This window comes from Ferrimonas marina (genome assembly GCF_900129905.1).
Lineage (GTDB): Bacteria > Pseudomonadota > Gammaproteobacteria > Enterobacterales > Shewanellaceae > Ferrimonas > Ferrimonas marina.
This window is the reverse complement of record NZ_FQXG01000001.1, coordinates 193,840-206,119: the sequence shown is the minus strand read 5'-3', so window position 1 is coordinate 206,119 and position 12,280 is coordinate 193,840. Positions and strand designations below refer to the sequence as shown.

At 59.8% G+C, this 12,280-nt stretch carries 12 protein-coding genes; 2 read left to right on the top strand and 10 right to left on the bottom strand.

What is annotated here, in order from left to right; all coding sequences use genetic code 11:
• Positions 1–239 precede the first annotated feature (239 nt).
• Together nhaB and dsbB are read left to right on the top strand one after the other, a co-directional pair.
• Positions 240–1,817, top strand: a complete 1,578-nt coding sequence (gene nhaB, locus BUC04_RS00955) for a sodium/proton antiporter NhaB (RefSeq protein ID WP_067654232.1) — start codon at positions 240–242, stop codon at positions 1,815–1,817.
• Between the two features lie 52 nt (positions 1,818–1,869).
• A complete protein-coding gene (dsbB, locus tag BUC04_RS00950; RefSeq protein ID WP_067654230.1) occupies positions 1,870–2,391 on the top strand; it encodes a disulfide bond formation protein DsbB in 522 nt (173 codons plus the stop codon).
• A 636-nt stretch (positions 2,392–3,027) separates the two neighbouring features.
• Here the strand turns inward: dsbB and BUC04_RS00945 are convergent.
• The 10 genes from BUC04_RS00945 to BUC04_RS00900 all read right to left on the bottom strand — a co-directional run bounded on the left by BUC04_RS00945 (position 3,028) and on the right by BUC04_RS00900 (position 12,273).
• Positions 3,028–3,489 carry a YcgN family cysteine cluster protein gene (locus tag BUC04_RS00945; RefSeq protein ID WP_073325500.1) on the bottom strand — a complete coding sequence of 154 codons (462 nt, stop codon included), beginning with the start codon at positions 3,487–3,489 and terminating at the stop codon, positions 3,028–3,030.
• A 57-nt stretch (positions 3,490–3,546) separates the two neighbouring features.
• The gene (locus BUC04_RS00940) at positions 3,547–4,521 is read right to left on the bottom strand and encodes a lytic murein transglycosylase (protein WP_067654228.1); all 975 of its coding nucleotides are present in this window, start codon (positions 4,519–4,521) and stop codon (positions 3,547–3,549) included.
• A gap of 14 nt (positions 4,522–4,535) precedes the next feature.
• Positions 4,536–4,826, bottom strand: a complete 291-nt coding sequence (locus BUC04_RS00935) for a YcgL domain-containing protein (protein WP_067654226.1) — start codon at positions 4,824–4,826, stop codon at positions 4,536–4,538.
• 157 nt (positions 4,827–4,983) lie between these two features.
• On the bottom strand, positions 4,984–6,654 hold the full coding sequence (gene fadD, locus BUC04_RS00930) for a long-chain-fatty-acid--CoA ligase FadD (protein ID WP_067654224.1): 1,671 nt from the start codon (positions 6,652–6,654) through the stop codon (positions 4,984–4,986).
• A gap of 194 nt (positions 6,655–6,848) precedes the next feature.
• Positions 6,849–7,970: a ribonuclease D gene (rnd, locus tag BUC04_RS00925; protein WP_067654222.1), complete on the bottom strand. Its 1,122-nt coding sequence runs from the start codon at positions 7,968–7,970 to the stop codon at positions 6,849–6,851.
• Positions 7,970–9,643 carry a long-chain-fatty-acid--CoA ligase FadD gene (gene fadD / locus BUC04_RS00920; protein WP_067654220.1) on the bottom strand — a complete coding sequence of 558 codons (1,674 nt, stop codon included), beginning with the start codon at positions 9,641–9,643 and terminating at the stop codon, positions 7,970–7,972. The genes rnd and fadD (BUC04_RS00920) overlap by 1 nt, the downstream gene beginning before the upstream one ends.
• Before the next feature lie 77 nt (positions 9,644–9,720).
• Positions 9,721–10,599, bottom strand: a complete 879-nt coding sequence (locus BUC04_RS00915; protein WP_067654218.1) for an alpha/beta fold hydrolase — start codon at positions 10,597–10,599, stop codon at positions 9,721–9,723.
• A 76-nt stretch (positions 10,600–10,675) separates the two neighbouring features.
• A complete protein-coding gene (locus BUC04_RS00910; RefSeq protein WP_067654216.1) occupies positions 10,676–11,485 on the bottom strand; it encodes a class I SAM-dependent methyltransferase in 810 nt (269 codons plus the stop codon).
• 183 nt (positions 11,486–11,668) lie between these two features.
• Positions 11,669–11,893, bottom strand: coding sequence for a hypothetical protein (locus BUC04_RS00905; protein WP_067654214.1), 225 nt, complete (start codon positions 11,891–11,893; stop codon positions 11,669–11,671).
• Entirely contained in the window at positions 11,890–12,273 is a 384-nt protein-coding gene (locus BUC04_RS00900) for a hypothetical protein (RefSeq protein WP_067654212.1), read from the bottom strand. The genes BUC04_RS00905 and BUC04_RS00900 overlap by 4 nt, the downstream gene beginning before the upstream one ends.
• Positions 12,274–12,280: the final 7 nt, after the last annotated feature.

Here is a 12,280-nt window from a genome sequence, read left to right as displayed (position 1 = left end):
CATACCAGAGCAGCCCCAAATAGAAAGCTTCCTGCTTTGTCGTCGAATTGGCAAGACTTTGTCCCTATCTGGCCAAGATATGAAAACCAACAGTTTTGAGCAAACGCTCAACATTTAACCATCTGAATCATCTTTTCTTTGAAACCTTTGCCAGCAGTAACAAAATCATTAAAATCGGGCCGCCAGCGACAACCTTACGTCAACACGCGCTACCACTACCTAACACCCTAGGGGAGCCTATGTCATTAAGTCTTGGGCAAGCTTTCATCCACAACTTCTTGGGCAACGCTCCCAAGTGGTACAAAGCGGCAATTCTTATCTTTTTATTGATCAATCCCGTCCTTTTCGCGATCGATCCCTTTATTGCCGGTTGGGCCCTGGTGGTGGAGTTCATCTTTACCCTGGCAATGGCGCTGAAATGTTATCCGCTGCAGCCCGGTGGTTTGTTGGCGATTGAGGCGGTGGCCATCGGCATGACCAGCCCCAACCAGGTGCTGCATGAGCTGGAAGCCAACATGGAGGTGTTGCTGCTGCTGATCTTCATGGTGGCGGGCATCTACTTTATGAAGCAGCTGCTGCTGTTTGTCTTTACCAAGCTTGTTACCCGACTGCGCTCCAAGCGCCTGCTCTCCCTGGCCTTCTGTGCCGCCGCAGCGTTCCTCTCCGCCTTTCTCGATGCCCTGACCGTGATTGCGGTGGTGATCAGCGTGGCCGTCGGCTTTTACGCCATCTACCACAAGGTGGCCTCCGGTAAGGACTTCGGCCATCACCACGATCACAACGACGACGAATCCATCCACGTGGGCAAAGAGGAGCTGGAACAGTTCCGTGCCTTCCTGCGCAACCTGATGATGCACGCTGGGGTGGGCACCGCACTGGGTGGCGTCTGTACCATGGTGGGGGAGCCACAGAACCTGATCATCGCAGCTCAGGCCGGCTGGGACTTCGGCGAGTTCTTCTTGCGCATGGCACCGGTGAGCCTGCCGGTGCTGGCCGCCGGTCTGGTTACCTGTTTTGTGCTGGAGACCTTTGGCTGGTTTGGCTATGGCGCCAAGCTGCCGGCCCCGGTGCGCCAGATCCTGGTGGAGTTCGATCAATACGAAGACACCCATCGCACCAACAAAGAGAAGATGCAGCTGATCGTCCAGGCCCTGGTGGGAGTCTGGCTGATTGCCGGTCTGGCACTACACCTGGCGGCGGTGGGCCTGATCGGCCTGTCGGTGATCATCCTCTGCACCTCCTTTAATGGCATCATCGACGAACACTCCCTGGGCAAGGCATTCGAAGAGGCCCTGCCCTTCACTGCGCTGCTCGCGGTGTTCTTTGCCGTGGTGGCGGTGATCATCGATCAGCAACTGTTCCACCCGGTGATCCATTGGGTGCTGCAGTTCGAGGGGGATGCCCAGCTGGTGATGTTCTACCTGGCCAATGGCTTGCTCTCCATGGTCTCGGACAACGTCTTCGTTGGTACCGTCTACATCAACGAGGTTAAGGCCGCCCTGCTTAACGGTGAGATCACCCGGGCCCAGTTCGAGTTGCTGGCGGTGGCCATCAATACCGGTACCAACCTGCCCTCAGTGGCCACCCCCAATGGCCAAGCGGCCTTCCTGTTCCTGCTGACCTCAGCACTGGCTCCGCTGATTCGGCTCTCCTATGGCCAGATGGTGTGGCTCGCCCTGCCCTACACCATCGTACTCACCATCGTTGGCCTGGCGGCCATCCAGTTTGGGGTGCTGACAGAGATGACCCACTGGATGTACGATGCCGAGGTGATACACCATGCAGGCAGCCTGGTCGGCCAAAGTGGCGGCCACTAAATTTTCAACGGCGCCTTCGGGCGCCGTTTTCGTCAAGGATGAGTAACCCCATATGATTCAAACCCTCTCTCGATTCAGTCAGCAGCGCCTGGCCTGGGCCCTGTTGCTGCTCTCTGCCATCGGCCTGTTCATCGCTGCCTTGGTATTCCAGTACGCCCTCAACCTGGAGCCCTGCCTTTACTGCATCTATATCCGCGTGGCCGTGGTGGCCCTGGCCCTGGCGGCGCTGGTGGGCCTGCTGGCACCGCGAAACCCTGCCGTGGCTGGGGTAGGATTCCTGGGCTGGGCGATCAGTGCCGGCTGGGGACTGCAGCTGTCACTGACGCTGGTAGAAAAGCAGGCGGGTACCCAGCCCACCGGACTGTTTGGCCCCAGCTGCGACTACATCCCCAACTTCCCCAGTTGGATGCCGTTGCACCAGTGGCTGCCATCTCTGTTTGAGCCCCGCGGCCAGTGCGGCGATGAGGCCTGGCAATGGCTGGGGATCACCATGGCCGAATGGATGGTGGTGGTGTTCGTCATCTACCTGGTGATGTGGGCCCTGTTCGCCGCCAGCCGCCTGGCACGGCGCTAAACTCACGGCACAAAAAAAGCCCATCGAAGCTCTCGGTGGACAGTTCAGGTTGAAGCTTTGATATTCATTGAAGCCATCACGACTCAGTTTGATTAGCCCTCCAAGGCATGATGAACCAAGTGCTCCTTTGCCGACTTTGCCGCTCCAGTGCATCCCTGCACTCGCGGCATTGATACTTCCCTGTATGGCAGAGTGCCCGAGCAGAGCTGTCATCGGCAAGGCCGAGGGCCAGGACGGCCCGAGTGGCCAGCGGAGGCATGGGTGAAAACCGAAGGTTTGAACGCGCAGGCAGGGATGCCGTAGCCGGCCTTTGATGCGAAGCAGGGACTGCGCAGCAACAAAGCCGACTCTGGTCTTTGCCGTTAGTCGATGTCATCGATGCGAGGATTCAGCACCGATTGGAGGCGACGGGGGTTACAAGCGGGGCGCGAAGCCGGGGCAGAACGCCCCTTTGGTTGGCCGCTCTTCTGCATCCATGCAGACGCGGCATTGGTGCATCCTGCACGGCACCTCGCCAACGCGACGAAGTTACTAATTGAATAGCTGTTAATCTCACCAGCGGTGAGATCACTCGCAAACCTGCGAAGAAAAATAAAAGAAGCCCCCGCATTGCGGGGGCTTTTTTTATATCTCGACTCAGTCGATGTCCTCAGCGGGCCAGAGCACAATGCAGCCCACCAGCACTTCGCTGTCAGTGCCCACATCCAGCTCATTGAGCACCTTGTTGCGCACCGACATGCCCGCGGCATGCATCGCTGAGGCACTGCCGGTCAGCAGCGGGTGCCAGCTGGGCAGGCCGCGGCCTTCATGCAGGCGACGATAGGCACAGCTGGGCGGGAACCAGTAGAGCTCATCCAGGTTGTCCAGGGTCACCTTGAAGCAATCCGGCACCAGCTTGAAGCGGGTCGGATACTTGGTGCACTGGCAACTCTTGTGATTGAGCAGTTGGCACGCCACGTTGGTGAAGTGCACCTCTTCGGTATCGTCATCGATCAGCTTGTTAAGGCAACACTTGCCGCAGCCGTCGCAGAGTGCTTCCCACTCGGACTCACTCATCTCACTCAGAGGTTTATGCCAAAACGGCTGGCTCTCGCTCACGGCGGCTCCTTGGTCTACGCGCTGATGGAAAAAAAGCGCGTAGTATACCGGAAGGACTCAGTTTGTGTCGGCAAACTTGATGCGGTCTGACAGATATCCGACCACCACCGCAAAATAGTGGCTTCGGTTCCAGCGCAGCAGCGCATCATAGTTGTCGTAGGTCAGGTACACCCGGCCGGACTCGTCATCCGGGAAAACCAGCGAAGCCTGGATATCCCGCTGCGGCAAGTCGGTGCCATCATAGCGACGCACCCCCATCTCCTGCCACTGGGCCAGGCTGCGTTTAACCTTGGTGCCCTTGAGCTCATCATCGATGGGTTGGGTGACCGTCACCTGGCGCGCCCAGGTCAGATCGTCGTTCCAACCCACCTGCTGCAGGTAGTAAGCGGCAGAGGCAAACACGTCCGGCAGGGTGTGCCAGATATCCATCCGGCCATCGCCATCGTAATCCTGAGCGTAGCTGAGGAACGAAGTGGGCATAAACTGGGTCTGGCCCATCGCCCCAGCCCAGGAGCCCTTCATCTTGTCCGCGGTGATGTGGCCCTGGTCAATGATGGTCAGCGCCGCCATCAACTGCTCTTTAAAGAAGGCTTCACGACGGCCCTCAAAGGCCAGGGAAGCGGTGGCACCGATCACTGAGAAGTTACCGGTGTAGCCGCCAAAGTTGGTCTCAATCCCCCACAGGGCAACGATAAAGCGCGGCTGAACGCCGTAGGTTTCACCGATCTCCTCAAGCAGTGGCTTATGCTCACGGTAGAGTCTGACCGCCTGGTCCACCTTCCACTGGGGAACCGCCTGGGGCAGATAGGTGTCCAGGGTCTTTTTCTGCTCCGGCTGGTTGCGGTCGGCGGAGATGGCGCGTTTGTACAGCTTGATGCCGTCAAAGGCACTGTCGACGGTGGCGGGGGTGATCCCGGCTGCCAGCGCTTCCTGTTTCAACTCCTCAACGTAGGCGTTGAACTCTTGCTGTTCCGCCGCAAAGGCGGTGCTGCCCAGCGCAAGCGCCAGAGCAGTCAGGGTCCTCTTCAACATGGCTGTTCCCTAAGTCATTCTTTTTCTTCCCGATCTAAGCCTAGTTCAGATCGGTGTTGTTTCAGCAGATTTTCCGTCGGCGGTGGGATCTGCAGGTAGTAGCCCGGATCAACCAACGATTGTTTCACCTTGTCCAGGTCAGCGCCGGCCAACTGCTGCAATTTAACGATGGGCAGCAGCATGACAAACTGCGGCGTTCCGAACAACGTCATCAGCGCCTCAGGCACCTGGGAGAAGTCATCGCGTTTATTGATGTACAGGTAGGTATCGGCTTTCTTACTGCTTTTGTATACGGAACAAATCATTGGGATTGGGGTACTTCAGAAGTGGAATCAGGTTCGATCTGCGTCAGACTATAACAATCCGGCCTGGCAAAAGCGACGCCTAAACCCGCCTAGCCCGGCAACAAAAAGCCCCCGTGGCAATCGCAACGGGGGCTTGGCATCTCACCGCTTGCGCAGATTAGGCAGCTCGGCCCTCATCCCTCAGGGCACGGCGCAGGATCTTACCAACGTTGGTCTTAGGCAACTCATCACGAAACTCAACGAAGCGCGGCACCTTGTAGTTGGTCAGGTGCTCGCGGCAATGGCTCAACAGGGTGTCCTTATCCAGGCTGTTGTCACTGCGCACCACCACGATCTTCACCGCTTCGCCGGATTTGTCGTCCGGCACGCCGATGGCGGCCACCTCGGTTACACCGGGGTGCATCACCACCACGTCCTCGATCTCGTTGGGGAACACATTAAAGCCAGACACCAGGATCATGTCCTTGAGGCGGTCAACGATGGTGAAGTAGCCCTTGTCATCCTGCACACCGATATCACCGGTGGAGAGCCAGCCATCCTTCAGCACCTCAGCGCTGGCGTCCGGTCGCTGCCAGTAACCGCGCATCACCTGGGGCCCGTGAACCTGCAACTCGCCGCGCTCGCCGATGGCCACCTCTTCACCGAAGGGGTCGACCAGGCGCATGGCAGTAGAGGGCAACGGCAGGCCAATGGTGCCATCGAAGCCTTCACTGGTGTAAGGCGCCACCGAGGCCACCGGCGCACACTCGGTCAGGCCGTAGCCCTCCAGCAGGCGGGAACCCGTCACCTCCTGCCAGCGCTCGGCCACCGCCCGCTGCACTGCCATGCCGCCACCCAGAGCGACCTTGAGCTTGGAGAAGTCCACCTCGGCAAAGCCGTCGGTATTGAGCAGGCCGTTAAACAGGGTGTTGACCCCTGTCAGCGCGGTAAAGGGCTGCGCGTTGAGCGTCTTCACAAAGGCCGGCATGTCACGGGGATTAGTGATCAACACGTTGGTGCCACCCAGCTTCATAAACAGCAGGCAGTTCGCCGTTAGCGCGAAGATATGGTAGAGCGGCAAGGCGGTGATCACCGTCTCCTCACCCTCGTTAAGCAGCGGGCCAATATAGGCACAGAGCTGCTCCAGGTTAGCCACCATGTTGCGGTGGGTCAGCACCGCGCCTTTGGCCACCCCGGTGGTGCCACCGGTGTACTGCAAAAAGGCGATCGCTTCGCCATCCACCTTAGGGCGAACGTATTGCAGATGCCGACCTTTGGCCAGCGCACCACGGAACGGCTTGGCCCCCGGCAGATCGTACTTGGGCACCATCTTCTTGATGTGCTTGACCACGAAGTTGACCAGGGTGCGCTTGGGCAGGGACAGCTGGTCCCCCATGGTGGTCAGGATCACGTGCTCCACCGGAGTATGCTCCACCACCTGCTCCAGGGTATGGGCAAAGTTGGAGACGATGACGATCGCCTTGGCACCTGAGTCTTTCAGTTGATGCTCCAGCTCTCGCGGGGTGTAGAGCGGGTTGACGTTGACCACCACCAGGCCGGCTCGCAGGGCACCAAACAGCGCCACCGGGTATTGCAGCAGGTTAGGCATCATCAGGGCGATACGATCCCCGGCTTCGAGCTTCAGATCCTGCTGCAGGTAAGCGGCAAAATCCCGGCTCAAACCTTCCAGCTGGCGATAGGTGAGCACCTCACCCATATTGCTGAACGCCGCCCGGTCGCCGTAGCGTTCGACCGACTGCTCCAGCAAGGTCACCAGGGAGTCGTAGTGATCGGGATCGATGGTGTGGGGAACATCCTTGGGATATTGGTTAAGCCACAACGGTTCCATATTGTGTCTCCTGCGCTTCGCAACCTGTGTTTTTTAGTAGTTTTTGTATCAAACATACGTTTGAATAAATCTTCACTACTATGTCACCAAACTGTGCGCTTCACCAGCATTTCACTGACCGGCTGATGAAAAAATGCCCGGCTATTGCCGGGCATTCTGTTTCATTTTGTTGAAAGCGATTCGCTTATGCAGCGTCAATCGTTCAGGTTCAGCTTGGACAGCGGCTCGTAACAGAGCTCGCCGCGCCAGCCCTGCAGCACATCAGGCGTTGCACCGAAGCGATCGTTCCATAACCAGGTTACGTACTGGGTCACCAGCTTCTTGGAGGCGAGAAACTCCGGCGCCACCTCGTGCTGCTTGGCCACCGCCTGCAAGCACTCGCGGCACTGGGCCACCGCCTCACGGAAGTCCGGATCCACCCCCAGGGCATCGATCGCCTCCGGCGGGTTGTCGGTATCGGCGTTGGTGACGCATTTGAGGATCGCCCGGCCATGGCGCTGCAGGGTACGCTCATCCAGCCCCTCCAGCTTATGCAGGGCGGCCATGGAGCGCGGGGCACGGCGGGCCAGGTTAAGCAGCACCGCATCCTTAACCACGAAGCTCAGGGCCAGGTCCTTACGTTGCGCTACCTCCAACCGCCAGGCGGCCAGGCTTTTCAGAACCGCCAACTGCTGTGGCTTCAGCTGCCAGGCGTTCTTTACCTTGAGGTAAGCCTTGCTGGGATCGTCCGGCTTAAGCCGGCCACGACAGGCGCGTTCGCCCTCCTGCCACAACCACTCCAGTCGGCCCATCTGCTCAATGGACTGGCGCATGGTGGGGTAGATTTTGTGCAGGTAGTAGACGTCCGCGGCGGCGTAACTCAGCTGCTTTTCGCTCAAGGGCCGGCGCAGCCAGTCGGTGCGCGACTCGCCCTTATCCAGCTCGATATCCAGGTAGTGCTGGATCAGCTTGGCGTAGCCCATGGCTCCACCGAGATTGAGCAGCACGCCAGCCACCTGACTGTCGAACAGCGGCTTGGGGATCACCCCGCCCTGGTGGGCGAAGATCTCCAGATCCTCACTGGCGGAGTGCAGCACCTTGACCACAGACTCATCCAGCAGCAGCCGCCACAACGGCCCCAGGTCATTGATCGCCAGGGGATCCACCAGTGCCAGGGTGGTGCCATCGTAGATCTGCACCAAACCCAGCTGGGCATTGAGGGTACGGGTGCGGACAAACTCGGTGTCCAGCGCCACATAATCCGCTTGCTGACACTGCTGGCATAACGCCAGCAGGGCCTCGTCACTGTCGATCCATTGCCACTGGGGCATCGCCATTAAGCGTTCTCCTTCACTTCGTCGCGCAGCTCGCGACGCAGGATCTTACCCACGTTGGTCTTGGGCAGTTCGGTACGGAACTCCACCAACTTGGGTACCTTGTAGCCGGTCAGGTGCTTGCGGCAGTGGGAAATGATCTCCTTCTCGGTCAGGCTATCGTCCTTCTTAACCACGAAGATCTTCACCAGCTCACCGGACACCTCGTGGGGTACGCCCACCGCGGCCACTTCCAGCACCTTGTCGTTCAGGGCCACCACATCTTCCACCTCGTTGGGGAACACGTTGAAGCCGGACACCAGGATCATGTCCTTTTTGCGGTCAACGATAAAGAACTGACCGGACTCGTCCATGTAACCGATATCGCCGGTCAGCAGCCACTCGCCGTCCATCACCTTGGCGGTCTCTTCCGGACGCTGCCAGTAGCCCTTCATCACCTGGGGACCGCGCACCTGCAGTTCACCCACCTCGCCCTGGGCCAGCACCTCGCCCTCTTCGCTCACGACCCGCATCTCGGTGCTGGGCAGCGGCAGGCCGATGGCGCCGGTGTACTCGGTTTGATCGTGACGACCCGCGGCCACCACCGGGGAGGCCTCAGTCAGGCCGTAGCCTTCGATCAGCGGCACGCCGGTGAGGCGCTCCCACTGTTCCGCAACCGCACGCTGTACCGCCATACCACCACCGATGCACAGCTTGAACTTACTGAAGTCGACGTTGTGGATCTGCGGGTGGTTCACCATGGCGTTGAACAGGGTGTTTACCCCGGTCATCGCAGTAAAGGGGTGAGCCTTAAGATCGGCAAAGAAGGCGTCCAGATCACGGGGATTGGTGATCAGCAGGTTCTGACCGCCCATGCGAATGAACAGCAGCAGGTTCACGGTGTTGGCAAACACGTGGTAGAGCGGCAGCGGCGTCACTACCACTTCCTTACCCGCATCGAGACGAGCACCGTAGTAGGCCTCACACTGCAGCATGTTGGCCAGCACCGAGCGGTGGGTCAGCATAGCGCCCTTGGCCACGCCGGTGGTGCCACCGGTGTATTGCAGGAAGGCCACGTCCTCGCCCTTCAGCTCAGGTTTGACGTACTGCAGGTGACGGCCCTTGGCCAGGGCACGACGCATGGAAACGGCGCCAGGCAGGTGGTACTTGGGCACCATCTTCTTGACGTACTTCACCACGAAGTTCACCACGGTGCGCTTGGGCCCGGACAGCTGATCGCCGATCTTGGTCAGGATCACGTGCTTGACCGGGGTCTCGTTCACTACCTTCTGCAGGCTGGAGCCGAAGTTGGTCACCGCGATGATGGCGGAGGCACCAGAGTCGTTGAGCTGGTGCTTGAGCTCACGGGGGGTGTAAAGCGGGTTGACGTTCACCGCCACCAGGCCGGCACGAAGGATACCGAACAGGGCAATGGGGTATTGCAGCAGGTTGGGCATCATCAACGCCACCCGGTCGCCGGGCTGCAGCTTCAGCTCATCCTGAAGGTAAGCGGCAAAGGCACGGCTCTGCTCCTCCAGGCGACGGTAGGTGAGGATGGCGCCCATGTTGATAAAGGCGATCTGATCGGCGTAAGTGCGGCAACTTTCTTCAAACAGCTCGAGAAGGTTCTGGTACTGATCCGGATTGATCTCCGTCGGTACATTGTCTGCGTAACTGTTTAGCCAAGGTTTATCCACGCTGTTCTCCTAATTGTACGAACAGTACTGCTTTGGGGTACTGCCAAATATCGCCACGGGGCCAAGCCGGCCCCGCATCACGACAAGCCCATCGGCCTGCCAATAAAATCGGTCACCGCCTGCGCCACCTCTTCGGGATGGGTCATATGGCAGTGGTGTGCACCGGGTAACCAGGTTACCTCGGCCTGTTGAAACCAGGTCTGTCGCTGCGACAAACCGCTTCTTAGTGTAGGTAAGCCCTGCTCGGCCAGCAGTAACTGGGTCGGCGCCTCGATGGCCGTGATCACCGCCCTGCCCTGCGCCTCGGTCATGCGCCAGGCACTGCGCCTGCGCAGCCGCGGGTCCGAGCGCCAGCTCAGCTGGCCTTCGTGTTCTGTCAGGTTGCGTTCCAACAGCGTCTCGACCAGCTCACTGCTCAGTCCACTGCCCGCCTGGCGCGCTCGCACCAGGGTCGCTCGGTCCAGTGGCCGGGAGGAGGCGGAACGCTGTCGGCTGGCAAAGCCCGCCCGCAGATTCGCCACGGTCTGGCCTGGCTCCGCCACCAGCGGTCCCAGCGCCTCGATACAGATCAACCGGGGCACCCGCTCCGGGTAGGTACCCGCGTACAACGCCGCCAGGATCCCGCCCATGGAGTGCCCCAACAGGGCGACCGGTGGCCGCTCCAGCTGGGTCAGCACCTGGTCCAACTCATACAGGTTATCGAGGAAGTGGTAGTCGGTACCGCTGCCGCGGTGTTCGGAATGGCCATGGCCGGCCCACTCGAGCGCCAGCACCCCTATCTCGTGGGGTGCCAGTGCCTGGGCCAGCGGACGGAAGCTTTCGCTGTTATCCAGCCAGCCATGCAGGGCCAACAGAAAGGGCCAGTCCCGCTGGCCAAAATGTTGTGCTGCTAGGACCAGCCCATCGAGCTGAAACCGCCTCTCACTTACCGGCGGCAAGGGTGCCACAGCCGTCATGCGCTGTCCGGATCCGGGTCACACTTTGCCGCGCCGCCCAAGCTGGTTGGAGCAGTTAAGAGGAGGTTAATTTTGCTCATATTTCAGGCTTATAGAACTTCAGGGTCATGCGGTCTGACTCGCCGATGGCCTCGTACTTGGCGCGGTCTTCATCGCCAAGACGCAGTGACGGCGGCAGGGTCCACACCCCCTTGGGGTGATCCTTGGTGTCCTTGGCATTGGCGTTGATCTCGCTGGCTTCGGCCAGACGGAAGCCCACCTTCTTGGCCAGGTCGATCACCTCCTGCTGGTCCATGTAGCCGGAACGGGGATCGATGCCCGGGTAGCCCCGATGCTCCACCACGCCGAACACGCCGCCAGGGGTCAGTACATCCCAGGCCGCCTGGAATACCGCTTCCAACTGGTCATCCATCGCCCAGTTGTGCAGGTTGCGGAAGGTCAGCACCATGTCGGCGGTCGCTTCGATACCGAGGCTGGTCTTACGCGGCGGATCCAGGGTCACCACCTCGACCTTGTCGTAGTTGGCGGGATCCGCCGCCAGCTTCTCGGCATAACGATTGCCGATGCGCACACGGTAGGCGGGGCTGCTGTCATCGGCCGGATTGAGCTCAAAGCTGGCCGCAGTGAACTGACCTTCAGCCTTGAGGTAAGGAGCCAGGATCTCGGTGTACCAGCCGCCGCCGGGCCACAGCTCAATCACCCGCATGTGCGGGTGCAGGCCAAAGAACTCGAGGGTTTCCACCGGATTGCGCGATGCATTACGGGCCACGTTGGCCTCGCTGCGGTGTTCGCCCTTGGCGATGGCAGCAAGGTCAGGGGTGTGATTATCCGCCAGCGCAGTGCCGGCCAACAGCAGGGAAGACAGTAGTACAGTTAGCTTTTTCATCAGGTTCTCTCCTTAGAACTGATGCATAAGCTAGCAGCTTGGCAGGCTGTGGCAAGCCCACCGGGGGAAAGGCTGTCCAACTGGTGAAAGTTGACCCAGTTAACAGGCCGAACTCACTGGACCGGCGATCGCTTAACTCGCTCTCCAGTCAACGTCACGGCAATGAGCCGCGACTGGCTGGGGTTACCGGGCTTCGGGGCCGAAGGTACGCAGGCAGTGCCACTCCTCTTCCATCGCTTTGACCTGCTGGACAAACGCCCACTTGGCTCGCAGCTGTTGTTCGGCGGACCAATGCCACCAGGCCGTCACCCTGCCCGCCTTACGCTGGGTCATGGTGAAGCTGCCTTCACGTTGGCGGATCAGGGTCAGACTGATCCTTTGCCCTTCGGCACGACTGATGAGGGTCATCCTGCCAACCCCTTAACCGAGCGGGTGCAGAGAAACACCGAAGACGTCCCCTCGACACCATCAATCAGTTCGCTGTGGCTGACCCGCCCCGTGGTGACATGAAAGCGCTGTGAGCGCCCTGCTTGCTCGGCAGTGTAATAGGACCAACCATCCTGATATCGACGTACCGTGGCGATGGTGCTTTGGCTGTTGGTGCCGGGCTTTCCCAGGATCCCTGCATGGTAGCTGAGGCCGCCTTGCTGTACCTGGAGATCCAGGAAGGACTGCTCGTTATTGCAGGTCAGATCCAGGGCACTGGGTGCCATCTCAATCTCCGCTTGGCAGCCCAGCACTAGTACTAGGGCCGAGGCCGGGGCGGCGATATGAACAAGCTTGAACATCCTCTTT